Origin of the sequence: Streptomyces hilarionis (assembly GCF_024539675.1) — a bacterium.
Lineage (GTDB): Bacteria > Actinomycetota > Actinomycetes > Streptomycetales > Streptomycetaceae > Streptomyces > Streptomyces hilarionis.
The window spans coordinates 44,724-70,811 of the sequence record NZ_JAHHIT010000051.1 but is presented as its reverse complement, the minus strand read 5'-3'; the positions used below and the strand labels follow the sequence as shown (position 1 = coordinate 70,811).

The window sequence follows — 26,088 nt, the reverse complement described above, 5'->3', positions numbered from 1 at the left end:
CCCTCTGTGAATACCGTCGCACCGCCGATGGGCCGTCGCGACGCGTGCACCGAAAGGCGGTCGGTTCGCCGGGTCACACGGGCACGGCCAGCACGGGGCAGTGGGCGTGGTGCAGCGCCCCTTGGCTCACCGAGCCCAGGAGCATCCCCGTGAATCCGCCGTGCCCGCGCGTTCCCACGACCAGGGCGAGGGCGTGTTCGGAGGCTTCCGTGAGGACGTCCACCGGGTGACCGAGGAGGACCTCGTGGTGCAGCTCGACTTCCGGATGGGTCGCGGTACGGCCGGCGACGGTCTCGGAGAGCACACGACGGGCCTCCTGCACCGCCGCGTCCTCGTCCCGGACGCCGAGGAGCGGAGGCTGCCACACGTACAGGGCGCGCAACGCCGCGCTGTGCAGGGCTGCTTCCTCGAACGCCAGGTCCACGGCCGCCGCCGAGTGCGGGCTGCCGTCGACGCCGACGACCACGTACGCGGGCTCCCGGACGACGTGCTCGGGCTCCGGCACGACCGCCACCGGGCAGCGTGCGTGGGCCATGAGGGGCAGGGCCACCGCGGTCGAGGTCAGGGTTTCGCGCCGTCCGCTCAGGCGCTTGGAGCCGACCACCACCAGGCAGGCGCCGCGTGCCTCCTCGCGCAGGACCCAGGCGGGCTCGCCTTCCGCCAGCACCGCGGACACCTCCACCTCCGGCCGCCGGGACTCGACCAGGGCGACCGCGTCCTGGAGGACCTGGTCGCCCAGCCCGTGCAGCGCCTGGTTCCACTCCTCCCAGGACGGCCGCACCTCACCGGAGCGGTAGCCGCGGGTCGGCACGCCCTGGGCGTGCACGAGCCGCAGGGGCGCACCCCGTCTGCCGGCCTCGTCCGCCGCCCAGTCGAGGGCGAGTCGCTTGTACGGATCGGGGTCGACGCCCACCACGACCGGCCTGCGGCCGTCCGCACCGGCCATGACACCTCCCGGGTTCTCCGCGCCGTCGACCATCCCCCCGTGTCTCCAGCGTCTCCCCGGCCGCCGAGTACCGCCACGCCGGGTCGCGCCGCGCCCGCGGCGCGACCCGGCGCGACCCGGCGTGGGTCGAGTGGCCACGGCGGACCGAACGGGGTGACGCTGGAAGCAGGCGACCGAGGATCCCGCCGGGCGGTTTCGGTCACCGCGGGTGCCGCGCCGCACCGGCCGTCCAGCGGATGGGAGAGAGCCCATGAGGGTCGGAGTACTGACCGGCGGCGGCGACTGCCCCGGCCTGAACGCCGTGATCCGCAGCGTCGTCCGCAAAGGCGTCGACGCATACGACATCGACTTCGTCGGGTTCCGCGACGGCTGGCTGGGCCTGCTCGAGGGCATCGTCGTGCCCCTGGACATCGCCAGGGTGCGCGGGATCCTGCCCCGGGGCGGCACGATTCTCGGATCGTCGCGCACCAACCCGTTCGCGCACGAGGACGGGCTGCGACGCATGCGGGACACCCTCGCGGCGCACGACGTGGACGCCCTCGTCGTGATCGGCGGCGAGGACACCCTCGGCGTGGCGACCGAACTGAGCCGTCAGGGAGTCCCGTTGGTCGGTGTGCCCAAGACCATCGACAACGACGTCTCCGGCACCGACTACACGTTCGGCTTCGACACCGCCGTCGGCATCGCGACCGAGGCCATCGACCGTCTCCACACCACCGCCGAATCACACATGCGCGCGCTGGTGGTGGAGGTCATGGGACGGCACTCCGGCTGGATCGCCCTGCACGCCGGCATCGCGGGCGGCGGGAACGTGATCCTCATCCCCGAGCGGCCCTTCGACGTCGACCGGGTCTGCGAGCAGGTGACGAACCGCTTCAAGATCAACTACGCGCCGATCGTCGTGGTCGCCGAGGGGGCCGCCCCGAAGAAGGGGCAGGTGATCCTCAAGGACCAGTCCCGGGACGAGTTCGAGCACGTGCGGCTGTCCGGCGTCGGCGAGTGGCTGGCGCGGGAGATCACGGAGCGCACGGGCAAGGACGCGCGCACCACGGTGCTGGGGCACGTCCAGCGCGGCGGCACGCCCAGTGCCTTCGACCGCTGGCTGGCCACCCGCTTCGGGCTGCACGCCATCGACGCGGTGAGGGACGGCGACTTCGGCGTCATGGTCGCCCTGCGCGGCACCCGCATCGTCCATGTCCCGCTGGCCGAGGCAACGGCGAAGGCCAAAGTCGTCGATCCCTCGCTGTACGACGAGTTCGAGGTGTTCTTCGGCTGACCGGCCGGTCCGCCGCCGACCGCACGACGGGGAGAACGCCGGGAGTTGCGCCGCTCGGCCCGCAGCCCCCGCCGCGCCGGCTCCCGGCGCGCCGAGGGCCGGTCGGCCCGGGCGGCCCGGGCGGATCGGCGCCCGCGGAGGCCGGTCGGCACATGCGCCTCCCTCGCACCGGACGGAGAGTGGAAAGAGGAACACCTCCGACGAGAAGACCCCACGACGTGAGGAGACGCAAGCCATGTGGCACCGGATGGTGAGTGACCTCATGACCACCCCGGTCGTCCGGGTCGACCGGGACACCGGCTTCAAGGAGATCGCCAAGCTGCTCGCCGAGTACGACATCACCGCCGTCCCGGTCGTCGACGACGAGCGCGTCGTGGGCGTGGTCTCCGAGGCGGACCTGCTGCGCAAGGAGGCCGCCCACCTGGACCCGGCGGGCCTGCTCCCGGTCCTGCACGCGAAGCCGGGATCCCGCGCGAAGGCGGACGCGACGACCGCCGAGGGGCTGATGAACACGCCCGCCGTGACCGCGCGACCCCAGTGGACGGCGGTGGAGGCCGCGCAGGTCATGGAGCGCCACCACGTCAAACGGCTGCCGGTCGTCGACGAGGCCGACCGGCTGGTCGGCGTCATCAGCAGGGCCGACCTGCTGCGCGTCTTCCTGCGCGGCGACAGCGCCATCCGGGAGGAGATCTGCGGGGAGGTCCTGCTGCGCACCCTGGGCATCCCGCCCGACGCGATCACCGTGCGGGTCGTCAACGGCCGGGTGTCGCTGAAGGGCGCCGTCGAGCGCAGATCCCTCGTCCCGGTCGCCGTACGCCTGTGCCAGGGCGTGGACGGAGTCGTCGACGTCTCGGCGGAGCTGTCCCACCGGGTCGACGACACCTCCCCGGAGCCCGAGGCCGAGGCGTCACGCCGCACCGGCCTGGCCACCTGAACACGACACGGAGTTGATCGCCATGCGCCCTGCGGCCGCCCTGCCCGACCGCCCGGTCCGGGTCACCGCCCGGCTCGACGCACCGCTCTCCCGATGGCTGTGGCTGGTGAAGTGGATCCTGATCATCCCGCACTGCGTGGTGCTGTTCTTCCTCTGGATCGCCTTCGCCGTCGTCACCGTGATCGCCTTCTTCTCCATCCTGTTCACCGAGCGCTACCCACGCGCCCTCTTCGACTTCAACCTGGGCGTCCTGCGCTGGAGTTGGCGCGTCGCCTACTACTCCTACGGCGCGCTGGCCACCGACCGCTACCCGCCCTTCAGCCTGGGTGAGGAGCCGGACTACCCGGCGCGCCTGGACATCGCCCGTCCCGAGCGTCTCTCCCGGGGCCTGGTGCTGGTGAAGTGGTGGCTGCTGGCCATCCCGCACTACCTCGTCATCGGCTTCTTCGTCGGAGGATGGCACCTCGGCTGGTGGACGGGCGGACTCGTCGACGTGCTGGCCCTGATCGCCGCCGTCGTCCTCGCCTTCACGGAGAAATACCCCCGGGACCTGTTCGACCTGATCACGGGCCTGAACCGCTGGGTGCTGCGCGTCGCCGCCTACGCCACCCTGATGACGGACGTCTATCCGCCGTTCCGCCTCGACATGGGCGGCGCCGAACCCGACGACCCCCGACCGCCCTCCTGACCCGCGGCCGCACGGAGCCAAGCCCGACCCGCCACACCGAGCAGGTACTGGTGGATCCGCACCTCATCCAGCACCCCTGCCTCGAGCGCCCGTTGCGCCGTGCACGCGCCACGCACCTGCCCGTCCCTGTCCCGGCGGCGGCCTTGGCCTGGGCCATCGCGCTTTCGATCCCATCGATCCCGTCGGTCACATAGGTCACGTAGGTGACGTAGGTCACCGACGGGTAGCCCCCGCGGGCGGCGGGGCCGGGCGGGCGGTGACGGGGCACGAAGATCGGGAGCCCACCGTGATCACCGGCCCCGTGATCCATGAGCCCGGCAGGTTCGGCAGCGCCCGGGCCGCTCGGCAGGTCAGGGGTCGAAACGGTCGGCGCAGCGTCCACCACTACGCCTGGTGTCCTTCCAGGCGTACCCGGTGGCGCTCACCCGGGGCTGCTCGGCCGCCACGGGCGCGACGACATCCGGCCCGGTCGCCCGGCGGCGCCGCGAAGGGCCCTGGCGCCCGTCGTTCCCGTCAGTCCGGCTCCATGTACGGACGCCGGAAGACCGGCGCCTGGCCCGTCCCCCACGGGCGGACGGCTGCCATCGCCCTGGCGACCACGGACTCCAGCGGACCGCCGGTGTCCACGGCGACCGCCTCGGGCCACGCGGGTTCCCGGGCGGCCATGGCGGCGGCGATGCCGGGACCGGCGTCGGACGGGCCGCGCACGCGCGTGCGCAGGCGTGCCGCGGACACCTCGTCCGCGACGTGGCAGCGCAGCGCCACCAGATCGGCGCCGGCGCGTTCGGCCACGCGCTGTGCGGCCTCACGCTGTGCCGCGTCCGACCAGGTCGCGTCGAGGACGACCGACTCGCCGGCGGACAGCAGGGCGGCTGCCCGATCGAGGAGAGCGGCATAGGTCTTGGCCGTCCACTCCGCCGTGTACAGGCCCTCACCGTAGGGGGCGGCCGCGGACTCCTCCGCGGAGATGCCCGCCAGTTCCTTTCGGACGCGGTCGCTGCTGAGCAGCGTGACCCCCAGCCGGTCGGCCAGCGCACCGGAGAGGGTGGACTTGCCGCTGCCCGGCAGTCCGCCGACGACGGTCAGGCCGACGGCTGAGGTCCGCAGGTGTCTCAGCGCCATCGAGGCCAGTCGCGCCGACGCGCCCCGCGCCCCCGACACGCCCTGCCGGGCCTGGATCAGCGACACCTTGGCGCGGACGAACGCCCGGTAGGCGACGTAGTGGTGCCACAGCGAGGCGGGGGCGGGGTCGCCGGAGTACTCGCTGTACCGCGCGAGGAACTGGGCGGCGGCCTCCGGCACTCCCAGTCGTTCCAGGTCCATGGCGAGGAAGGCGGCGTCGTCCAGGCCGTCGACCTGGCGCAGCCGGTCGTCGAACTCCAGGCAGTCCAGGACACGGGGACCGTCGTCGAGGCAGAAGATGTCGTCGGCGAGGAGGTCTCCGTGGCCGTCGACCACCCGTCCCTGCTCGATGCGGGACGCGAACAACCGCTCGCGGCCGGCGAGATAGCGACGGACCAGCCGTTCCGTCTCCGCCAGCTCCGCCGGTTCCACGAGTCCGGGGCCGTCGTCGGCCAGCGCGTGGACCTGCGCGAAACCGGCCTCCCACCGCGACGACAGGGCGTCTCGCGTGCCCTGCTCGTCCGCCTGCGCGCTCCGGGGCGCGTCGGCGTGCCACGCGGCGAGGTGCCGGGCGACGGACCGCAGGACGTCGTCCAGGACGGCCCCCTCCCGGGCCAGACGGGACAGACGCCGCTCGGCCGGCATGCGGCGCATCACCACGAGGGGTTCGGGCGCGTCGGACTCCGGGCCGCTGAACTCGCCGAGGCCCAGGTACACGTCGGGGGCGAAGCGGCGATTGAGGGCGAGTTCGCGCTCGCACGCGGTTCTGCGCGCCGCGCGCGTGGTGTAGTCGAGGAATCCCAGGTCCACCGGCTTCTTCACCTTGTAGGCGCGGTCCCCGGCGAAGAAGACGACCGCGGTGTGCGTCTCGCACACCTCCGCGCGTGACGGCCGGCTCCCCGGGCCGCCGGGCTCAGTCATGAGGGGCGACGGCGGCAGTGGCGGCCGGTCCGAGGCGGGGCTCGTCGCCGGCCCACCGGGCGGCGGCGAGCCTCTCCGGTGAGCCCTCGGGGCCCGGGGTGACGACCGGTTCCATGGCAGCGGCCTCCGTCTTGTTGCGAAGAGGGATACGACGGCGGATGAGGGCGTACGAGGGGGAGGGGGACGCGCCCCACGGTCACGGGTCGGACGGCCCGGTCCTCCGGAGGCAGCCGGGACGCCGGAACGCCGGACACGCCGCTTCCCTTCTTCGAGAATCACTCCATCCCCGCCCCACCGCACGCGGAACGAGGACGACGGGACGGGCCGACCGCGCGACCACGCCGAGCGCCACGGAGCCCACGCGGCATCCGGTGGAGCCGCTCAGCCCACGGGACCCCGGGCCCACGAAGCAGGCCTGGTCCGCCGCCTTCACAGCAGGGCGGCCGTCGCCGGGCCCTGCACGGGGCCCCGAGCGCCCGTGCCGTCCTGGTGTGCGGACGAACGTCAGGGTGTGCGCGGGGACGAACGTCAGGGTGTGCGCGGCAGGTGATCCACCGGCCGCGCACACCCGGTGCGACCCGACGCGCCCTGCCTCAGCCGCGTCGCACCCGGATCGGTCCTGGCGCCCGCTCTCCCCTCCGGGGCCGGGACCTGATGGTCGCTGTGCCGCCCTCGTACCGCGCGGCTCGCGTCAGTCGTGCGGGACCACGGCCACCGGCGCGCAGGCGTGGTGCAGCACCGCGTGCGCGATCGGGCCGATGCGGCCCACGGCGGGCGCGTGGCTCTTCTTTCGCCCGACGACGACCAGCGACGCGTCGCGCGAGGCGTGGACGAGATGGCGGCCCGCGCTGCCGACGACGGCCTGTGCGCGCACCTCGACCCCGGGGAACTTGTCCTCCCAGGGGCGCAGGACGTCCTTCAGGCCGTGCCGTGTCTCCGCGGCCAGTTCGGCCTCGAGGCCCGAATCGAGGACGGCTCCGTATCCGTAGGCGGCCTTCGGGTTCCAGCCGTGGACGACGCGCAGGCCGGCCGCGCGGCGACGGGCGCTCTCGAAGGCGAACTCGACGACCGCGTCGTCCGGTTCCGCCAGGTCGAGCCCCAGGACCACGTCACGGTAGGGGGTCATGCCCGGACCGCCTCCGCCTCCCTCGGCGTTCGGCAGGTGTTCGTCGTGCGCCTGCTCACCGGCCCGTACGAGGACGACCGGTCGCGCGGAGCGCGCCACGACGGCGAGGGCGACGGAGCCGACCAGGAACCCGGCCACCGTGCCGAGGCCCCGGGAGCCGAGAACCAGGAGTTCCGCGTCCTCAGCTGCTGCCGGCAGGGCCGCGACGGCCGCCGTCTCGGCCTGCTGCGTCGTGACCCGCAGACCGGGGTGGCGTTCCGTGAGCCGGGACTCGGTCTCGCGCAGCAGACGCGCGGACCACTCGCGGTGCGCCTCGATCGCGCCCGGCGCGGGCACTCCCATGTAGGGGACGTACAGGGAGCTCACCGTGTCCGCGGCGTGGAGGAGACACAGTCGCGCCTCCCGCTGCGTGGCTTCGCGAGCGGCCCAGTCGGCGGCGGCCAGGCTTTCGGGCGAGCCGTCGAGACCGACGATGATGGCGGGCATGTGCGGACCTCCTTCAGGGATGCGCCACCAGTCTGCGAGCCGCACAGAGGTCGTAGCAGGGGCCGGAGGTCCCCCGCCCTGAGCCGATCGGCCCCGGCGCAGGCGCCGTCGTTCGGCGGGGTGGCGGGCCGGGGGCACGGGGGCACGACCCGCGCTCTCGCCGAGGGACGCCCCGCCCTGCGCGCTCGGCGGCGCGTCAGGCGGCCGGCAAGCCCATAGCGGGCGGCGGTGAGGCGGCGTGTCGGGCCCACCGCCGACACGCGCGGTACCGCGCGCGCTCCGTTCCCGGAACTCCGGCGCGGCCCGCGCCACATGCGTCGACGGGGCCCGGCGCCGGCGCGTGGCAGCAGTCCTTGTACGGCCCCCACGGCCGATGGCGGGGGCTTCCCCACGGCCCCGGGTGGAGACGGGTCGGCCGACGGGGCTCGCCGCGGGTCGGACTCCTCCTGAGGAGGGCCGTCCGGCCCTTGGCGGCCGGGCGGTCTCGGTGGTGTCCAGCCGGACGGCCGACGGCGTCGCTTCCGCGCGGGCCCTGCCCTACGTCCGCCCGGCTTCGCGTCTCGCTTCCCCCGGCCTCGGCGCGGTCGCCGTGGGCCTGCGGAGCTACTCCTTGCGCGCCGGCACCCGCCAGGTCAGCGCGGTGCCGCCGCCTTCGGGAGTGTCCAGTTCCAGGCGGCCGCCCAACTGCTCCGCGCGCTCGGCCATGTTGCGCAGCCCGCTGCGCCGGCCGCCGGCGGGGATGCCGGTGCCGTTGTCCACGACCGACAGCCGTACCTGGCGGCCGTCGGTGGCCAGCAGCACGTCGGCGCGGTCCGCGTGGGCGTGCCGGGCGATGTTGGTCAGGGCCTCGGAGAGCACCGCCACCACGTGATCGGCGATGTCCTTGGGCACGTCGGTGTCCAGCAGGCCCTCCATCCGCACGCTGGGAGCGAAGCCGAGGACCGTGGCGGCCTGTCCGACCACCCGCACGGCCCGCGCCCGCAGGCCGGCCTCCCCCGTGCTCTCGCGGGTGCGCAGACCGAAGATCGTCGATCTGATGATCTTGATCGTCTCGTCGAGGTCGTCGACCGCGCGCACGACGCGTTCGGCGGCCTCCTCGTGCTCGATGAAACGCCCGGCGCTCTGGAGGGTCATCCCGGTGGCGAACAGCCGCTGGATGGCCAGGTCGTGGAGATCTCGCGCGATGCGGTCCCGGTCCTTGAGCACCGCGACCTCCTCGGCGTCCTCACGGCGCTCGGCCAGCTCCATGGCCAGGGCGGCCTGCCCGGCGAAGGCCTTCAGAGGATCGGTCTCCGTCGCCGTGAACGCCGGCTCGCCGATCTTGCGGGCCAGCAGGACAACCCCGCGGGGACCTGCGGACCCGGTGCCGATGGGCACGGCCACGGCCGGGCCCAGCCCGTCGAAGCGCGGCGGCTCCGGCGAGATCCGCTCGTCCCGGCCCACCTCGGCGCTGGAGACCGGCGACGCGCGGGAGAAGGCCAGCCCCATCAGACTGTTCTGGAGGGGCAGGACGAGACCCCGGTGCGCCTCCGCGTCCATGCCGACCGCGATCTCCACCACGAGCGACCCGGTGTCCTGCATGGGCAGGGCGACCGCCGTCAGCGCCGATCCGGTGATCTCGCCGGCCCGCTCGGCGATCAGCGCAAGGACCTCCGTCCGGTCACGGCCGGACATCAGGCTGTGGGTGATCTCCGCGTTCGCGCGCAACCAGCGCTCCCGCAGCCGGGACTCCTCGTAGAGCCGGGCGTTGTCGATGGCGACCCCGGCCGCCACGGCGAGCGTCTGCGTGACCGAGACGTCCTCCTCGTCGAACTGTGCGCCGCCCCGCTTCTCGGTCAGGTACAGGTTGCCGAAGACATGATCGCGCACCCGGATCGGGACGCCGAGGAAGGTGTTCATCGGCGGGTGGTGCGCCGGGAAGCCGTACGAGGCCGGATGCTCGGAGATCTTCGCCAGGCGCAGCGGCTCCGGGTGCCGGATCAGCTCGCCCAGGATGCCGTGGCCCTCGGGGTACGGCCCGATCTCGGCGATCTGCTCCGGGCTGACGCCGACCGTGTGGAAGGCGGACAGCCGCCGTCCGTCCGGACCGATCACGCCGAGCGCGGCGTACTCCGCGTCGACGAGCGAGGCGGCGGCCTCCACGATGCTGTGCAGGGCCTGCTCCAGATCCAGCTCCCTGCCGACCGACAGCACCGCCTCCAGCAGGCTGTGCACCCGGTCCCGGGTGCCGCGGGCCGCGTCCAGCCGCGCCTGCAACTCCTCCAGCAGCTCGTCCAGCCGCAGCTGAGGCAGCCGTACACGGGCCTCCTCGGGGCTTCCCACCTGCGTCCCTCCAGGTCCGACGCTCGGACGCCCACCGGTCCGTTCAGGTGTCACGTTAGTCTCCGGCCGGAGACCGCGGTAGCGGATGGGTCCGAGTGGCCGGGTTTTTCGCCTGCCGACCGGCCGCGTGACGGGAACCGGCGAGCCCGGCGCTTGCCGCTTCGATACCCCGAGCTTCCGGCTTCCGGGTTCCAGCTCCCGGCTCCCTGTTCCCTGCCTCCGGCGCGGCAGCCGCGCACAGCCCGCAGGTGCCGGGGGGGGACCAGCTGGTGCGCGGCACGGCGGGGGCGGCAGGGGCCGCCCGGCCGCCGCGACCGCGCCGTCCGGCCCCGATCGGCCGGTGTGCTCAGGGCCGATGCGCCCGACCGACGGGGCCTGTCGGCCCTGCTTCGGCCCGACGGCCCCGACAGCGCCGACGCGCGGTCTCTCGCCTGCTACACAGAGGACGTCACCCAGACGCCACGGCCCGAAGCGGCGCGGCTCGACTCACCCTTCACCCCTTCATGACCCTTCCCGGGAGGTTCCATGCTGTCCGCGGAATCCGCCGCCCTCGTACGGGCCACCCTGCCCGCCGTGGCCGGAGCGCTCGACGAGATCACCGCCCGCTTCTACGCCACGATGTTCCACGACCGGCCGGAACTGCTCGACGGCATGTTCAACCGCGGCAACCAGGCCAGCGGCGCCCAACGCCGGGCACTGGCCGGGTCGATCGCCGGATTCGCCGGCGCGCTGCTGGAGAATCCCACGGCCCGCCCGGACGCGCTGCTGTCCCGCATCGCCCACAAGCACGCCGCCGTGGGCGTCACCGACGACCAGTACACGATCGTGCACAAGTACCTGTTCGGCGCGATCGCCGAGGTCCTCGGCGACGCGGTCACGGCCGAGGTGGCGGCGGCCTGGGACGAGGTCTACTGGCTGATGGCCGGCGCCCTGATCAGCCGGGAGGCCCTTCTCTACCAGGACGCCGGCGTTCAGCCCGGCGGGATCTGGCGGCCCTGGACGGTCGTCGAACGCCGCGTCGAGACCTCCGACGTGGTGTCGTTCGCGCTCCGTCCGGCCGACGGCGAACCGGCGCCGCGTGCCCGGGCCGGCCAGTACGTGAGCGTCCGCGTGGCCGTGGCCGACGGCACGCACCAACTGCGCCAGTACACCCTGTCCTCGGCGCCGGGCGGCGACCGGCGACGCATCACCGTCAAGCGGGTCACGGGCGACGCCGACGGCCCCGACGGCGAGGTCTCCACCCTGCTGCACGACACCGTCCGCGAGGGGGACGAGCTGCTGCTGTCCGCCCCGTTCGGCGACGTCTTCCTCGACGAACCGGCCGCCGCCGCCCCGCTCGTCCTCGTCTCGGCCGGCATCGGCTGCACACCGATGACGGGGATACTGGCCCACCTCGCGGCCGTCGGCTCGACCCGCCCGGTGCTGGTCCTGCACGCCGACCGCTCCCCCGCCGACCACGCCCTGCGGACCGAGACGCACGACCTCGTGGCCCAACTGCCGCACGCCCGCGCCGTCTTCTGGTACGAGCACCCGGGCGCCCAGGAACCCGACGCCCGCACCGGCCTGATGGACCTGGGCGGCGTCGAACTCCCCGACGACGCAACCGTGTTCCTGTGCGGGCCGCTGCCCTTCATGCGGGACGTGCGCGGCAGGCTGCTCAACGCCGGGGTCCCCGCACAGCGCATCCGCTACGAGGTCTTCGGCCCCGACCTGTGGCTGCCCGACAGCACGGCCTGAGCCGTGAACACGGGCCCGGTCGGCGGCGATCCGCCGACCGGGCCGCCCTTCGCGGGCCGTCCGGCCCCGTCCGGTGACCCGACGGCCCGATGACGAGAGCGCTGCCGGCCGAAGACCGTGGGTCACCCCGGTTCCCGATCGACCGGCTGAACCCGGAACGAGGAGTGGTGTGATGGCGCAGCCATATCTGGTGGGCAGCGGGATGGCGGCACTGGCCGCGGCCGCGTTCCTGATCCGCGACGGCGGCTTCGAGGGAGCCGACATCCACCTCTTCGAGGAGAACCGGACCATCGGCGGCAGCCTGGACGCGGGCGGCACGCCGGACGCCGGCTACACCATGCGCGGCGGGAGGATGTTCGAGGCCGAGTTCCGCTGCACGTACGACCTGCTGTCCGGCATTCCCACCCTCGACGACCCCGCCGTCTCCGTGACCGAGGAGATCCTCGCCGGACACGAGGACTTCCCCTGGGACGACATCGCGCGGCTGGTCGACGCCGACGGCAAGATCGTCGACACGACCTCGATGGGATTCTCCGAGCGCGACCGCCTGGAACTGGTCCGCTGCCTCGCGACCCCGGAGAGGCGCCTGGACGGCAAGCGGATCACCGACTGCTTCGGCGAGCACTTCTTCACCACCACCTTCTGGTTCATGTGGTGCACCACGTTCGCCTTCCAGCCCTGGCACAGCGCGATCGAGTTCCGCCGCTACCTCAAGCGCTTCGTCCACCTCTTCCCCGGCTTCGCCGGCATGTCGGGCATCCACCGCACGCGCTACAACCAGTACGACTCCCTCGTGACGCCCCTCGCGGCCTGGCTCCGGGAGCGGGGCGTCGCCTTCCACACGGGCTGCCGGGTCACCGACCTCGGGTTCACCCGGGGCGTCCGCAGCGGCACGGTCGCGTCCCTGCACCTCAGCCGCAACGGCCGGGACGAGGAGATCGCCGTCGGGCCCGGGGACCTGGTCTTCGTCACCAACGGATCCATGACGGACGCCTCCAGCCTCGGCTCGCACACCAGCGCGCCACGGCCGGCTCCGCGGCGGTCGGACGCCTGGCTCCTGTGGCACCGGCTCGCCCGCGGACGCGAGGACTTCGGCAACCCGGCCGCCTTCGACAAACACGTCAAGGAGTCGCGCTGGGAGTCGTTCACCGTCACCTCGAAGGACCCCGCCTTCCTGCGGGCACTGGAGGAGTTCAGCGGCCGTCCGGCCGGCCGGGGCGGCCTCATGACCCTCACCGGCTCCCCGTGGCTGATCACCCTCGTGGCCAACCGCCAGCCCGTGTACCGCGACCAGCCCGAGGACGTCGGCGTCTGGTGGGGCTACGGCCTGTTCCCCGACCGTGCGGGCGGCCACACCCCCAAGCCCATGACGATGTGCTCGGGCCGCGAGATCCTCCAGGAGGTCCTGCACCACCTCCCGTTCGACCGGCGGACGAGCGAACGGATCCTGCGGACCTCCACCGTCGTACCCTGTGTGATGCCGTACATCACCAGCCAGTTCCTGGCCCGCCGCCGCGACGACCGGCCCCTGGTGGTCCCGGAGGGATCGGTCAACCTCGCTTTCGTCGGACAGTTCGCTGAGGTCCCCGACGACGTCGTCTTCACCGTGGAGTACTCCGTGCGCACCGCCTGGACGGCGGTGGCGCAGCTCCTGAAGCTCGACAGGCGCCCGCCCGAGGTCTACAAGGGCCACCACGATCCGCGCGTCCTGGTCGCCGCGCTGGAGACCATGCACCGCCGGTAGCGGCGCCCGCGGGGCGGACGATCTCCGGCAGGGGGACACCCGGCCCCCCTGCCGGGACCTTCGGCACCAGCGGTAACGGTGTGGTCCGAGGGACAATGGCATCAGGAGCGGCACCGATCCCCCGCGGTGTCGCTCCGTTCACCTGGTCGCGGGGTCCGCCCGACGGAACGCGGCCGAGAGGCCTCCGCGAGGGCGCTCGGGCGAGCCGTCACGGGTGCGGCACGAGGACCAGCGGGCAGTGCGACCGTTGCAGGAGCAGGTGCGCCACCGGGCCCAGGCGCGGGCCGAACACGCTCGTGCGGCGCCGGACGCCGATGACGGCGACGGCGGCCTCCCGGGTCGCCTCCAGCAGGATGTCCGCCGGGTCGCTGCGGTCCGTGCGGGTGTCGACCACGACGTCCGGGTGCCCCTCCCCCAGGCGGGTGAGCGGATACCGGGGCACGGCCCTTCCGCCCACGCCTTTGCCGTCGCCCCCGCGCTCGCCCTCGCGGGCTGGGCGTTCCTGTCCCGTGCGTCCGGTGGAGTGCGCGGGTTCGAGGGGCGGCCCGTGGAGGGTGCCGCGGCGGGGACTGCGGGAGCGCACGACGCGGAGCGTCGCGCCACGCCTCTCGGCCTCCTGGAAGGCGTAGGCGGCCGCCTCCGCGTCCGTGTCGTCCGCCAGGCCGAGCAGCACGTCCCGTCCGAGGTCGCACGGGCGGTCCCCGCGCACGACCAGGAGCGGTCCCCGGACGAGCGCGGCGAGTCTCGTGGCGACCGACCCGAACGCCGTGCCGGTCAACGGTCCCGAGCCGCGCCTTCCCACGACCGTCAGGTCCGCGCTCTCGCTCTCCCGCGCCAGGGCGTGCACCGCACCGCCTTCCACGGCCACGGTCTCCACGGGCAGACCAGGGTGCCTGCGCCGTGTCCGGGACGCCGCGGAACGAAGGACCGGTGCGGCTTCGTCCCGGTCGGGGACGGCGTACAGCACGCGCAGGGCGACGCCGTGCCGTACGGCCTCCTCGGCGGCCCGGTCCAAGGCCCGTACCGAGATCACGGAGCCGTCCACTCCGACGGTGATGTGTCGTGACGTCATGGCCGTCCCTCCCCTTGGTCGCATGCGCCGGGCCCCTGCCCGGTGGAGGCCGCGTGCGGTGGACGCCGGCCTCGGGGACGATGTTCCTGCGGGCTCCGAGGCCACGGGCATCCGCCGAACGGGCCCGCCCTGACGCTGAACGGCCCTTTCCTCAGGGCCCGTTCAGCCGGGATGAACGCGCCGCCCCCGCGCCGGGTGGGGCCGCGCGGGGCCAGGCCGGGAACCGTCGGCCCCCTTCCCCCCGCGCGGGAAGGGGGCGCGGCCTCAGACCGTGATGCGGCGTCCCGTGACGGCGTACGGTTCGACGCGTACCCAGACGTCACGCCGGCCACCGGCCCACGGCGTGCTGTGCGCCCGTCGCGCGAGCAGTTGCGCCTCGCCGGGGTCGGTCACCCGGCGGCCGTGGCCGCGCACCAGCACGCTCCAGCCCTGGCTGAAGGCGTCGTCGATGCGGTCGATCTCGAAGGCGACGGGGCAGCCGGCCGCGAGGGACGGGGTGGCGCCCTGCGCGGTCCGGAAGACGATCGTGCCGTCGACGACGCTGTAGTTGACGGGGACGATCACCGGCCCGTGCTCCGTGGGGACGGCGAGCCGTCCGACGCCGTGGGTGGAGAGCAGGTCTCCGCACTCGGTTCTGCTCAGCTCGGTGAACACGGGCGAGTGCCCGGCGCGTCCGGGGCCGGGCGGCAGGTCGGCGTCGCCTCCGGTGAGCGACGAGAGCGTCGTCTCCAGGGCTGCCGCGAGGCGGAGCAGCGAGCCGTGGCTGGGCGAGGCGTCGGGATGCTCCTCCAGGTGCCGCAGGTACCCGGGGGCCATGCCCGCGCGGTCGGCCGTCTCCTCGCGTGTCAGGCCCAGCTGCGCGCGGCGGGTGGCGAGCCGTCGGCCCAGATCCCCCGCCGGCTTTCCCTGCGGCGCCTTCGCCGTGTGCTGTTCGGTCATGACCTCTCACGTCCTCTCGTCAGGCCGCCCGGACAGCGACCTCCTCGTGCGACTGCTCGCCGAGGACCACCTTGAGCGCGCCGGTGTCGGCGGCCCGGGCGAAGACGTCGTAGGCCTCCTCCATGCGGTCCAGGGGGAAGGTGTGGGTGACCAGCTGCGCGGTGGGAAGCCGGCCGGCTGCGGCCATGCGCAGCAGGGTGGGGGTGGAACGGGTGTCGACCAGACCGGTGGTGATGGTCACGTTCTTGATCCACAGGTCTTCCAGGTGCAGCGTGGCGGGTCTGCCGTGCACGCCGACGTTGGCCACGTGGCCGCCGGGGCGGACCATGCGGGTGCACATCTCGAAGCTCTCGGGCACCCCGACCGCCTCGATGACCACGTCGGCGCCGAGTCCGTCGGTGAGATCGGCGATCAGCTGCTCGGGGTCCTCGTGGGCGTCCGCCACCGCGTCGGCGCCCAGTCGCCTGGCCGCCTCCAGCCGGGACACGGCGAGGTCGACGGCGACGATCCGCTCGGGAGCGAACAGGCGCGCCGTGGCGATCGCCGCGAGGCCGATGGGGCCCGCTCCGACGATGGCGACCGTGTCTCCCGGCCGGACCCGCCCGTTGAGCACGCCCACCTCGTAGGAGGTCGGGAAGATGTCCGCGAGCAGCACGGCGTCCTTGCTCGCCACCGCGCTGGGCAGGGCGTGCACGGACAGGTCGGCGTAGGGGACGCGGACGTACTCGGCCTGGACGCCGTCGATCAGGTGGCCCAGGATCCAGCCCCCGCCGCCCCGGCACTGGCCGTAGGCGCCCTCCCGGCAGTAGCGGCAGCGGCCGCAGGCGCTGATGCAGGAGACCAGGACCCGGTCGCCCGGACGAACGGTCCGGACGTCGCTGCCGACCTCCACGATCTCGCCGACCGCCTCGTGTCCGAGGACGGTGCCCGGCCGCACCTCGGGCACGTCGCCCTTGAGGATGTGCAGGTCCGTGCCGCAGATGGTGACGGCGCCCACCCGCACGATGGCGTCGGTGGGCTCCTTGATGCCGGGGTCCGGTACCTCGTCCCAGGCGGACTGCCCGGGGCCGTGGAAGACGAAGCCTTTCATGATGTCCTTCACCGTCCCTTTCGGGTTGCCGGGATGACCTGACATCTCCAGGTTGTCGGTTTTCGGTCCGGTCCGCTTGGGCCGTCCGGCCCTCATCGCCTGCCCGGACCGGCCCTGACCGGTGGGCGGGCGGCCCGGCCGGTGGGCCGGTCGCGGGACTCCGGGTTCGGCCGCAGCCGCCTCGGAGGGGGCAGGCCCGGCCCGGTCGGCCCCTGCCACGGCACGGCTTCGGCGGTCACCGCGTCGTGCGCGCCGTCCCGCGCCGTCCTGCGTCAGGGCCCTCCTCTCAGGCCCGCGTCAGCGCGTCGGCGACGCCTTCGGCCCACGTCTCGATCGCCGCGAAGTCCCGGAAGTCCCCGCCCTTGCCCGAGCGCAGGATCATTCCGGCCACCCGCCCTTCGGCGCCTTCCTCCAGGCGCCCGCCGAAGGTGACGTGGTCGCGGACGTCCAACCGGTCCATGGCGCGGCGTACGCCCCGTACGGGCGCGATGTCCCGCTCGGAGGCGGAGGCGTCGAGCGGGCCGCTGCTGAAGAACCACACCGGACGCCGCGCGAGGGCGACGCGGTGGCGGCGGACGAACCGCCGGGCGTCCTTGTGCCAGCGCCCCGCGTAGAGCGCGCCGCCGACCACGACGGCGTCGTAGCCGTCCACACCCGTCACGGACCGGGCGGGCGTCGACTCGACGCTCAGTCCGGCCTTGCGCAGCACATCGGCGACGGCCTCGGCGATCTGCGCCGTGGATCCGTTCGTCGTTCCGTAGGCGACCAGCACGGTGTCGGTCATGGTGATGCGCCTCCTTTCACGGTCGGCTCACGGTCGGCGCGGCCGGTCGTCGGCCACGCCGTGCCCCGCACCCGGGTCGGGGACGGTCGCCGGGTGCGGGAGCAGGTCCGTCCCGGACTGTGTCTCGGACAGGACCCCGACGACGAGGCCCCGCTGCCCCCGTCGTCCTCGTCGGCCACGGGCGGTCCGCCGATGCCGTGGGTCGCGGGCTGCGGGGCCACCTCCTTGTCGCACGGCGGTTCCCTCCTCAGCGCAGTCGGCGCAGGTAGGGGTCCTGGGGGCGGCGCGGCAGCAGCCGGACGCGTGCGTCGAGCACGGTGGCGCCCGCCGGTGTGGCCAGGACGGGGTTGAAGTCGGCTTCGGCGAGTTGCGGCAGGTCCGTCGCCATCCGGGAGAGCCGCAGGAGCAGTTGTTCCAGTTCTTCCAGGTCGACGGGCGGGTCTGCGTCCGCGCCCAGGAGCAGTGGGGCGCACCGCGGGGCGGTGAGCAGGTCGTGCACGTCGTGGTCGGTGAGCGGGGCGAGGCGGGCCGCGTGGTCCTTGAGCACCTCGGTGGCCGTTCCGCCGAGTCCGAACAGGACGAGCGGGCCGAACACCTCGTCCTGGACGACGCCGGCGAGGAGTTCGGCGCCGCGCGCGGCGAGGGGCTGGAGGACCACGCCGGTCATGAGTCCGCAGAAGCGGGTGGCCAGGTCGCGGAACGCGGCGCGCACCTGGGGTTCGCCGCGCAGGTCCAGGTGGATCGCCCGCTGGTGCGCCTTGTGCAGCAGGCCGGGCCAGTGGGCCTTCATGACCACCCGGCCGTCGAGGCCGCGGAGCCGGTCGGCGGCGAGCACGGCCTCGTCCTCGGTCTCGGCCCAGGCCCAGGGGGTCTGCGGCACGCTGTAGCAGGCCAGCAGATCGGCGCAGGTGGCCGGGTCCAGCCAGCCTCCGTCGGGGTGCGCGGCCAGATACTCCGCCACGACGGTGCGCGCCCGGGCGGTCTCGACGTCGTCGAGGGCGGGCACGACGCCGGCGGGCCGGCGGAGCCAGGCGGCGCGCTCGGCGGCGTGGGCCAGCGCGCGGGCCGCCGCCTGCGGTTCGGCGTAGGAGGGTACGGCGCCGCCGCCGTCGGCGGGCAGCAGCGTCACGGACCGGTCCTGGTCGAGGCGTACGGCGAGCACCGGTCGTGACCGGCGACCGGGGCCGGCGGTGACGGCCCGCACCAGGTCGTCCCCGGTCGCCGCGGCGACCGCCGTGGGGACGAGGGCGACGACGACGGCGTCGACGCCGGGGCACCGGGTCAGGCGGTCGACGCACTCCGTGAGCTGCTCCTCCGCCACGGCGGCGGTGGCGTCCACCGGGTTGCCGACAGCGGCGCCGTCGGGCAGCACGGCGAGCAGTTCGTCGATCGTGGCGGGCGTGAGCGGGGGCAGTGACAGGCCGGCCTCCGCGCAGGCGTCGGCCACCAGCACCCCGGCGCCGCCCGCGTTGGTGACGACGGCGACGCGGCTGCCTTCGGGGAGCGGCTGGGAGTGCAACAGCGCGGCGGTTTCGAGGAGTTCGCCGACCGATCGGGTCGCGGTGATGCCGGCCTGGGTGAACAGTGCGCCGCGGGTCATGGTGCGGGTGGCGGCCGCCGCGGTGTGCGAGGCGGCGGCCCTGCGGCCCGCGTCGGTGCGGCCGGCGTCGACGGTGAGCACCGGGATGCGGCGTGTCACGCGCCGGGCGGTGCGGGAGAAGGCGCGGGGGTTGCCGAAGGACTCCAGGTGCAGCAGGGCGAGGTCGGTGCGCTCGTCGCTCTCCCACCACTGGAGCATGTCGTTGCCGCTGACGTCGAACTTGTCGCCGAGGGAGACGAACGAGGAGACGCCGACGCCCAGTCGGGACAGTCCGTCGAGCAGTGCGATGCCGACCCCGCCGGACTGCACGGCGACACCGGCGGTTCCCGGTCGCGGGTGGTCGGCGGCGAAGGTCGCGTCCAGGCTCAGCCCGGGCTGCGTGTGGGACACGCCGAGACAGTTCGGTCCGACGAGCCGCATGCCGTACGTGCGGCAGGCGGTCAGCAGGGCCTGGGCCTGCGTGTGGTCGAGACCGGCGGTGACGACGACGAGCGCGCGCGCTCCGGCCCGGCCGCATTCGTCGGCGACGCCCGGGACCGCGGCGGCGGGGACGGCCACGACGACCAGGTCCGGGGTCACGGGCAGGGCCGCGACCGAGGGGTGGGACGGCACGCCGAGCACCGACGCGGCACGCGGGTTCACCGCGAGGAGCCGGCCCGTGTAGCCGCCCGAACGCAGGTGGTGGAGGATCGCACGGCCCACGGAGCCGGGGGTGCGTCCCGCGCCGACCACGGCCACCGCGGCCGGTCGCAGCAGGGGCAGCAGGCTGGCGACGTCGGCGGCGCGTCCCCGGGCCTCCACGGCCGTCAGATAGGCGTCGTCGTCCTCGTCGAGGTGGATGACGCAGCGCGCCTCCGGTCCCTCGAAGCGGCGCTCGGTGCGCAGGCCGAGGTCGGCGAAGAGCCGGAGCACCTCGTGGTTCTCGCTCAGCGCGTCGGCCGTGAAGGTGGTGATGCCCTCCGCGCGCGCCGCCGAGGCCAGGTGCTCGACGAGCAGGGTGCCCACGCCCCGGTGGTGCAGGCCGTCGGCGACGGCGACGGAGATCTCCGCGACGTCCTCCTCCCCGCCGGTGTCGTACTCGGCGATGCCGATCACCCGGCCGTCCGCCTCGGCCAGCAGCGCCCGGTAGCCGGGGTGGGGGCGGGCGCACGCCCGGTCGGCCGCCTGGACCGCCGAGCGCCGGCTGGGCGCGAAGAACCGCAGACGCAGGTTCTCGGCGGACATCTCCTCGTAGAACCCCTGGAGTTGTTCGTGGTCGCCCGGAGCCGCCGGCCGGATGCGGACCGTGGCGCCGTCCGCGAGCAGGGCGTGGACCGTGGGCCGGTCGAGCAGGTCGTCCGTCATCGCAGGTCTCCTCCGTGGCTCCTCGACGCCTCGATCGTCCTGCGCGGCGGCGCGGAGGCCCATGGGCTGCATGGGGCCGCCCGGGGGCCGTTCGGCCCCGGGTCCGGCGCCGGCCGGCCCCGCCCTCGTCGCGTGGCGGGCCGGCGGGGCGCGTCAGCCGTTCTCGGGATCGCACCGCCGACGGCGGCGCGGATCCGCGCCGCCGCACGGGGCCGTAATGCGTTTGCCGACCCGCAGGCCGGGTGGGTAGCGTCGCTGTGCGTGACCCCGACCCTGCGCACCGAGCGCCTCCTGCTGGAGCCGTACGTCCCCGAGGACGAAGAGGACTTCGTCGCCCTGTTCCAGGACGCCAGGGTGTCGCGGTGGATGGGGGACGGTTCCGCATCCGAAGCCGAGGACCGGGCTCTGTTCGGGCGGATCTTCACGAAGGTCTACGCCCGGGACCTGTTCGACGTGTGGGCCGTCCGTCGGGACGGGCTCCTGGTCGGGCATGCGGAGATCAAGCCGACGGACGTCGTCGCGGGCCACGAGATCATCTACGCCCTGGCCCCGGCGGCATGGGGCTCCGGCCTCGGGACCGAGGTGGCGGAGGCGGTCGTCGCCCATGGTTTCGGGGCCCTCGGGCTGAGCGAGGTGTACGCCACCGTCGCCGCGCCGAACACGGCGTCACTGGCGCTGCTGGACAGGCTCGGTTTCGCGCATGTCCGGGACGTCACCGAGGAGGACGGAAGCACCACGCGCGTGCTGGCCCGTCACAGGACCGCGCGCGACGCGCCGGCGCCGGCGCGGTAGCGGCGAGCGCGCGCGAAAAGCGTTCCCGGTGCGCGCCGTTCACGCTTGTGCGACGCGCATGGTGACCTCGGCGATGCGCTCGGCGCAGAGGTCGGGAGGCAGGACCGGCTGGACGAGGTGGCTGACCGTCAGGCGCACCACCGCCTCGACGGCCAGGCCCCGCGAGTGGGCGTCGATCTCGGGCCAGGCCTGCGCCACGTAGGCGGTCAGCATGCCGATGGCGGTGTCCAGCAGGGGCTCGGAGCGGGTCGTCAGGTGGGTGAGCAGGTCCTCGTCACCGCCCCGGCTGCTGGTCAGGATGGCCTTGAGCAGGGAGTTGTCGGCCGCCGTGCGCAGGGTGTACCCGATGGCGGCCGTGATGGCGGCCCTCATGTCCTGCGGATGGGCGAGGAGTTGGTCCTGTATGCCGGTGAGGAAGCGTTCCACCTCGCGCATGACGAGCGCCTGTCCGATGGCCGCCTTGGAGCCGTACTCGGTGTAGACGGTCTGCCGGCTCACTCCGGCGGCGGTGGCGATGTGGGTCATCTTCAGCCGGTCCCAGCCGTCGGCCGCGACCCGCTCGTGGGCGGCGTCCAGGATCCGTTCCTTGAGCAGGGAACGGACCGACTCTCGATAGCGCGTCATCGGCGCCCATCCTAACGAGCCGCACCCCACGTCTTGACGGAGAACACGGTCACTGTCTAGTTTCTGGACAGTTCACCGTCATAGTGTCCAGTAGAGGTGGGGCATGGCAGAGACCTCGTATCCGCCCGGAGCGCCGTCGCCGCAGGCGGCGTGGCGCGACGGCAAGCGCTACCTGTGGTTGCTCGGACTGGTGTTGCCCGTCTTCCCGTTCGCGGCGTGGGGCCTGGCGACCCTGACGGGCCGGGGCTTCTTCTGGTGGCTCCTGCCGCCGGTCGTCTTCGGCCTGATCCCGGTGCTGGACCTGCTGATCGGCAAGGATTCCGACAACCCGCCCGACAGCGTCCTCGCGCGGCTCGAGTCCGACCGGTACTACCGCTGGTGCACCTACCTGTTCCTGCCCCTCCAGTACGCCGGGCTGGTGCTCGCCTGCCGGCTGTGGTCCCACGGCGGTCTGTCGGTTGCGGACCGGGCGGGGCTGACCCTCACCGTCGGCATCGTCGCCGGGTTCGGCATCAACACCGCCCACGAACTGGGCCACAAGAAGGAGCATCTGGAACGGCTGCTGGCCCGGATCGCCCTCGCCCAGACCTGCTACGGGCACTTCTTCGTCGAGCACAACCGCGGCCACCACGTCCGGGTCGCCACTCCCGAGGATCCCGCGAGCTCCCGCCTCGGCCAGTCCTTCTGGCGCTTCCTGCCCCGCTCGGTCCACGGCAGCGCCCGCTCCGCCTGGCATCTGGAGAAGCAGCGGCTCGGACGCCTGGGCAGGGGCCCGTGGACCCCGCACAACGACGTGCTCGGCGCGTGGGCGATGTCAGCGGTCCTCTTCGCCGCGCTCACCGCCGCGTTCGGCCCGGGCGTGCTGCCGTATCTCGCCGCCCAGGCGGTCATCGGCTTCTGCCTGCTGGAGGTCGTCAACTACCTGGAGCACTACGGACTCCTGCGCCGGAGGACCGCCTCGGGCCGCTACGAGCGCTGCACCCCGCAGCACAGCTGGAACAGCGACGACATCGCCTCCAACATCTTCCTCTACCACCTGCAACGGCACAGCGATCATCACGCCAACCCCACCCGCCGCTACCAGGCCCTGCGCCATTTCGAGGAGTCCCCGCAACTGCCCACCGGCTACGCGGGCATGATCCTGCTCGCCGTCGTGCCGCCGCTGTGGCGGCGGGTGATGGACCCCAGACTCCTCGCCCACTACGACGGCGACCTCACCCGGGCCAACGTCCACCCGCGCACCGGGGCCGGACTCCTCGCCCGCCGCGGGAGCCGCACATGAGCCGCTACGCGTGTCCTGTCTGCGGCTACGTGTACGAGGAACGGGCGGGCGCCCCGCGCGAGGGCTTCCCCGCCGGCACGTCCTGGACGGACGTGCCCGACGACTGGCCCTGCCCGGACTGCGGGGTCCGCGAGAAGATCGACTTCGAGGAGCCGGCATGAAGGTCTGGGAATGCCTGGTGTGCGGTCTCGTCTACGACGAGGCGCAGGGCTGGCCCGACGAGGGCATCGCCCCCGGCACCCGCTGGGAGGACATCCCGGACGACTGGTCCTGCCCCGACTGCGGGGCCGCCAAGGCCGACTTCCGGATGGTCGAGGCCTCCCGTGCCTGAGACCGCGCCGCGCACGATCGCCGTCGTCGGCACCGGCGTCGCCGGCGCGACCGCGGCGCTCACCCTGCGCCAGGAGGGCTTCGACGGCCGCCTCCTCCTGGTCGGCGACGACCCCCACCCCCCGTACCGGCGGCCGCCGCTGTCCAAGGACCTCCTCAAGGGCCGCCCGACGCCCGAACGGCTCCGTCTGAAACCGCCGACGGCCTGGGAGGAACTGGGGATCGAACTGCGTGCCGGCACGAAGGTCACGGACATCGCCGACGGCGTCCTGGAGTGCTCCGACGGAAGCCGAGTGCCGTACGACCGGCTGCTGTTGGCCACCGGAGGACGCGCGCGCCGCCTGCCGTACGCCGCCGGACACGATCACGTCCACACCCTGCGCGGCCTCGGTGACGTGCCCGCACTCCGCGCCGACCTGGAGTCCGGCGGCCCCCTGCTGGTCGTCGGTGCGGGACTCCTCGGCCTGGAGGTCGCGGCGAGCGCCCGCGCGAAGGGCCTCGACGTCACCGTCCTGGAATCCGGCGCGGAGCCCTTGCGGCGCGTGCTGCCCGCCCCGCTGCGCCGCGCGGTCCTGGAACTCCACCGGAGCCACGGCACTCGGGTGCACACCGGCGTCACGCTCACGGCACTCGCCCCGCGGGGCGGCGCGCTCGTGGCGACCGCCCGGGACGGGAGGAGCTGGCAGGCCCGCACGGTGCTGGTCGCCGTCGGCATACGGCCCGACGTCGAACTGGCCGCCCGGGCGGGCTTGGCCGTGGGGGACGGCATCGTCGTCGACGCCCTGGGCGCCTCCAGCGATCCGTGCGTCTTCGCGGCGGGAGACGTGGCTCTGCGCCCCGACCGGGTTCCGGGCCGACGGGTACGCGTGGAACAGTGGAACCACGCCCAGCAGCACGCCGCCGCGGTGGCCAGGAACATGATCGGCGCCCGGGTCCCCTTCACGGCGGACCCCTGGTCGTGGACCGAGCAGTACGGCGTCATGCTGCAAACGGCCGGCCGGTTCACCGACGCCGACTCCCTGACGGTGCGGGGCGACCTCGCCGGTTTCGACTTCGCCGCCCTGGCCACCGCCCGCGGGCGCCCCGTGGGAGTCGTGGCGGCCGGCCGGCCCCATGACTTCCGCGCCCTGCGGGCGGCCCTCGACCCTGCGGGCGACGGCCCGCCCCCCGTCGTCGACCCGACTCCGCGGGTCCTGCACGCGCTGGCGCCGGACGAACGAACGACGTCGCACAAGCTGCTGCCCGAGCCGGAACCGCCGGGCGTCCGAGCACCCGGATCACGAGCCGCCCGATGAGCGCCGTGGGGACGACCGCCGGACGCGGGCCGCCCCACCCGCATCGAGGAGGTCGGGCGTCCGGCCGGGTGAGGGCAGGGACGGCCGGGCCGAACCCGCACCTCACCGGCGCCGGGGAACCGAGGCGTCGACCGCAGGGACCACTCGGCCCCCACGGACCCGAAATCCCGTCGAGTTCCGCACGGACGGGACCTACTCTGCTGCCATGGCCCACGGAAAGACCTCGTACGTCTGCCTGCCCTGCCGGGCGTCGTACAAGCAGCCCCACGACGCGGACAGGGACCGGACCTGCCCCCGCTGCACGCGACCGCTCGTCCACGTGGGCTCCGCCTTCGCCCCGCCCCGCCGCCGGGACACCGCGGCCTGGCGGACACTCTCCGTGCTGCTCAACGCCGGTGTCCGCTTCCACAAGAGCTGTTGCGGCGGCCCCGGATACCGTCCGCGCAGCCTGCGGGAGGTGCGCGAGCGGATGACGTACGCCCGGCGCAGCGGTGAGCCCTTCGCGCGGTCACTCGTACGGTACGACCTGCCCTCCGGCCCGCCGCGCGGCTGACCGGGGCGCGGTCCCGGGGCAGGGATCGGCGAGGCGTGGGGCGCGGCTCCGGCTCCGGCCTCGGGGCGGCGCTCAGCGGAAGGTGTCGCACCGGGCCATGTCGCCGGTGCGGTAGCCCACGCCGAACCACTGCTGCCGCTGTGCGGACGACCCGTGGGTCCAGGTGTCGGGGGTGACCCGGCCCTGGAACTCCTCCTGGATGCGGTCGTCGCCGACCGCCGCGGCCGCGTCCAGTCCGTCCCGGACGTCCGCCTCCGTGAGGCTGGTGATCAGCGGCCGGCCCGTGGACTCGTCCTTCACCGTCGTCGCGTGGTGCGCCCACACGCCCGCGTAGCAGTCGGCCTGCAGTTCGGTCTTCACCGAGGCGCTGTCGGCACCGGTCAGCCCGTTCTGGGACCTGCCCAGCGTCCCCTGCAGGTCCTGGACGTGGTGCCCGTACTCGTGGGCCACCACATACGCCTGCGCGAAGGGCCCTGCGCTCGCTCCGAACTTCGTCCGCAGGTCGCCGAAGAAGCCGAGGTCGAGGTAGACGGTGCGGTCCGCGGGGCAGTAGAAGGGCCCCACCTCCGACGTGGCGTCGCCGCACGCCGTGTTCACCCGCCCGGTGAAGAGCACCGTCGGCGCCTTGGTGTAGGCGACGTGGCGGCGTCCCGACTCCTGGGCCCAGAAGTCCTGGACGCTGTTGACCACGGCCACGACGCGGCAGTCGTCCTTGGTGTCGGCGTCCCGTCCGGTGCGGCAGGCCTGCTCGACCCCGGCGGCGGAGGACGAGGACGGCGCCGACCCGTCGCCGCCGGAGGAAAGACCCAACTGGTCGGGGCCGATGCCGAACACGAGTCCCACGACCAGGACGACGATCCCGACGATTCCGCCGCCGACGGTCGCACCGCCACCGGGGATCCGGCTGCCGCGCTCGTCCCGCACCTCGGAGGTGTCCAGGGAGGCGTTGTCGTCGAACTGCATGGAGCGCCGCCTTCAGCCGTGTGCCGTTGCCAGGTCGCTGCTCCGTGTACCCCCGTTGCCGTGCCTCGTGCCCCGTGCCGCGCACTCGTGCCCTGTGAGGGGTCGGCGCCCTGCGCCG

The 26,088-nt window shown here is 73.9% G+C and carries 23 protein-coding genes; 11 read left to right on the top strand and 12 right to left on the bottom strand.

The window, feature by feature from the left end; translation table 11 throughout:
- Positions 1-73 precede the first annotated feature (73 nt).
- Complete coding sequence (locus KMS84_RS12955) at positions 74-946, bottom strand: universal stress protein (protein WP_256916327.1); 873 nt, start codon at positions 944-946, stop codon at positions 74-76.
- Between the two features lie 250 nt (positions 947-1,196).
- Here KMS84_RS12955 and KMS84_RS12950 point away from each other — a divergent pair, with 250 nt between their 5' ends.
- From KMS84_RS12950 to KMS84_RS12940, 3 genes are all read left to right on the top strand, one after another.
- Positions 1,197-2,222: a 6-phosphofructokinase gene (locus KMS84_RS12950; protein ID WP_256916326.1), complete on the top strand. Its 1,026-nt coding sequence runs from the start codon at positions 1,197-1,199 to the stop codon at positions 2,220-2,222.
- Between the two features lie 235 nt (positions 2,223-2,457).
- Positions 2,458-3,156, top strand: a complete 699-nt coding sequence (locus KMS84_RS12945; RefSeq protein ID WP_256916325.1) for a CBS domain-containing protein — start codon at positions 2,458-2,460, stop codon at positions 3,154-3,156.
- 22 nt (positions 3,157-3,178) lie between these two features.
- Positions 3,179-3,844 carry a DUF4389 domain-containing protein gene (locus KMS84_RS12940; RefSeq protein ID WP_256916324.1) on the top strand — a complete coding sequence of 222 codons (666 nt, stop codon included), beginning with the start codon at positions 3,179-3,181 and terminating at the stop codon, positions 3,842-3,844.
- 513 nt (positions 3,845-4,357) lie between these two features.
- Here the strand turns inward: KMS84_RS12940 and KMS84_RS12935 are convergent.
- From KMS84_RS12935 to KMS84_RS12915, 4 genes are all read right to left on the bottom strand, one after another.
- Positions 4,358-5,887: a bifunctional aminoglycoside phosphotransferase/ATP-binding protein gene (locus KMS84_RS12935; protein WP_256916323.1), complete on the bottom strand. Its 1,530-nt coding sequence runs from the start codon at positions 5,885-5,887 to the stop codon at positions 4,358-4,360.
- Positions 5,880-6,002, bottom strand: coding sequence for a hypothetical protein (locus KMS84_RS12930; RefSeq protein WP_256916322.1), 123 nt, complete (start codon positions 6,000-6,002; stop codon positions 5,880-5,882). The genes KMS84_RS12935 and KMS84_RS12930 overlap by 8 nt, the downstream gene beginning before the upstream one ends.
- A 576-nt stretch (positions 6,003-6,578) precedes the next feature.
- Positions 6,579-7,499, bottom strand: a complete 921-nt coding sequence (locus KMS84_RS12920) for a universal stress protein (protein ID WP_256916321.1) — start codon at positions 7,497-7,499, stop codon at positions 6,579-6,581.
- Positions 7,500-8,102: 603 nt separating this feature from the next.
- Positions 8,103-9,821, bottom strand: a complete 1,719-nt coding sequence (locus KMS84_RS12915) for a GAF domain-containing sensor histidine kinase (RefSeq protein WP_256916320.1) — start codon at positions 9,819-9,821, stop codon at positions 8,103-8,105.
- A gap of 525 nt (positions 9,822-10,346) precedes the next feature.
- Between KMS84_RS12915 and KMS84_RS12910 the strand changes: the two genes are divergently transcribed.
- Positions 10,347-11,558, top strand: coding sequence for a globin domain-containing protein (locus KMS84_RS12910; RefSeq protein WP_256916319.1), 1,212 nt, complete (start codon positions 10,347-10,349; stop codon positions 11,556-11,558).
- Between the two features lie 172 nt (positions 11,559-11,730).
- The gene (locus tag KMS84_RS12905; protein ID WP_256916318.1) at positions 11,731-13,302 is read left to right on the top strand and encodes an oleate hydratase; all 1,572 of its coding nucleotides are present in this window, start codon (positions 11,731-11,733) and stop codon (positions 13,300-13,302) included.
- Positions 13,303-13,510: 208 nt separating this feature from the next.
- Here KMS84_RS12905 and KMS84_RS12900 read toward each other — a convergent pair whose 3' ends face one another.
- The 5 genes from KMS84_RS12900 to KMS84_RS12880 all read right to left on the bottom strand — a co-directional run bounded on the left by KMS84_RS12900 (position 13,511) and on the right by KMS84_RS12880 (position 20,131).
- Entirely contained in the window at positions 13,511-14,374 is an 864-nt protein-coding gene (locus KMS84_RS12900) for a universal stress protein (protein WP_256916317.1), read from the bottom strand.
- A gap of 264 nt (positions 14,375-14,638) precedes the next feature.
- On the bottom strand, positions 14,639-15,313 hold the full coding sequence (locus KMS84_RS12895; RefSeq protein ID WP_256916316.1) for a helix-turn-helix domain-containing protein: 675 nt from the start codon (positions 15,311-15,313) through the stop codon (positions 14,639-14,641).
- Between the two features lie 19 nt (positions 15,314-15,332).
- A complete protein-coding gene (locus KMS84_RS12890; RefSeq protein ID WP_256916315.1) occupies positions 15,333-16,403 on the bottom strand; it encodes a zinc-dependent alcohol dehydrogenase family protein in 1,071 nt (356 codons plus the stop codon).
- A 286-nt stretch (positions 16,404-16,689) separates the two neighbouring features.
- Positions 16,690-17,187 (bottom strand): flavodoxin domain-containing protein, encoded by a 498-nt coding sequence (locus KMS84_RS12885; protein WP_256916314.1) that lies wholly within the window; start codon positions 17,185-17,187, stop codon positions 16,690-16,692.
- 247 nt (positions 17,188-17,434) lie between these two features.
- Positions 17,435-20,131 carry a bifunctional acetate--CoA ligase family protein/GNAT family N-acetyltransferase gene (locus KMS84_RS12880; RefSeq protein ID WP_256916313.1) on the bottom strand — a complete coding sequence of 899 codons (2,697 nt, stop codon included), beginning with the start codon at positions 20,129-20,131 and terminating at the stop codon, positions 17,435-17,437.
- 261 nt (positions 20,132-20,392) lie between these two features.
- Between KMS84_RS12880 and KMS84_RS12875 the strand changes: the two genes are divergently transcribed.
- Entirely contained in the window at positions 20,393-20,923 is a 531-nt protein-coding gene (locus tag KMS84_RS12875; protein ID WP_256916312.1) for a GNAT family N-acetyltransferase, read from the top strand.
- A 39-nt stretch (positions 20,924-20,962) separates the two neighbouring features.
- Here the strand turns inward: KMS84_RS12875 and KMS84_RS12870 are convergent, their stop codons facing one another.
- Positions 20,963-21,547, bottom strand: a complete 585-nt coding sequence (locus tag KMS84_RS12870; RefSeq protein ID WP_256916311.1) for a TetR/AcrR family transcriptional regulator — start codon at positions 21,545-21,547, stop codon at positions 20,963-20,965.
- Between the two features lie 103 nt (positions 21,548-21,650).
- Here KMS84_RS12870 and KMS84_RS12865 point away from each other — a divergent pair, with 103 nt between their 5' ends.
- From KMS84_RS12865 to KMS84_RS12845, 5 genes are all read left to right on the top strand, one after another.
- Complete coding sequence (locus tag KMS84_RS12865; protein WP_256916310.1) at positions 21,651-22,829, top strand: alkane 1-monooxygenase; 1,179 nt, start codon at positions 21,651-21,653, stop codon at positions 22,827-22,829.
- A complete protein-coding gene (locus tag KMS84_RS12860; RefSeq protein WP_256916309.1) occupies positions 22,826-22,990 on the top strand; it encodes a rubredoxin in 165 nt (54 codons plus the stop codon). The genes KMS84_RS12865 and KMS84_RS12860 overlap by 4 nt, the downstream gene beginning before the upstream one ends.
- The gene (locus KMS84_RS12855) at positions 22,987-23,160 is read left to right on the top strand and encodes a rubredoxin (RefSeq protein WP_256916308.1); all 174 of its coding nucleotides are present in this window, start codon (positions 22,987-22,989) and stop codon (positions 23,158-23,160) included. The genes KMS84_RS12860 and KMS84_RS12855 overlap by 4 nt, the downstream gene beginning before the upstream one ends.
- On the top strand, positions 23,153-24,454 hold the full coding sequence (locus KMS84_RS41245; protein ID WP_256916307.1) for an NAD(P)/FAD-dependent oxidoreductase: 1,302 nt from the start codon (positions 23,153-23,155) through the stop codon (positions 24,452-24,454). The genes KMS84_RS12855 and KMS84_RS41245 overlap by 8 nt, the downstream gene beginning before the upstream one ends.
- A 205-nt stretch (positions 24,455-24,659) precedes the next feature.
- Positions 24,660-25,007 (top strand): deoxyxylulose-5-phosphate synthase, encoded by a 348-nt coding sequence (locus KMS84_RS12845; RefSeq protein WP_256916306.1) that lies wholly within the window; start codon positions 24,660-24,662, stop codon positions 25,005-25,007.
- 72 nt (positions 25,008-25,079) lie between these two features.
- Here KMS84_RS12845 and ypfJ read toward each other — a convergent pair whose 3' ends face one another.
- Positions 25,080-25,970, bottom strand: a complete 891-nt coding sequence (gene ypfJ, locus KMS84_RS12840) for a KPN_02809 family neutral zinc metallopeptidase (RefSeq protein ID WP_256916305.1) — start codon at positions 25,968-25,970, stop codon at positions 25,080-25,082.
- Positions 25,971-26,088 lie beyond the last annotated feature (118 nt).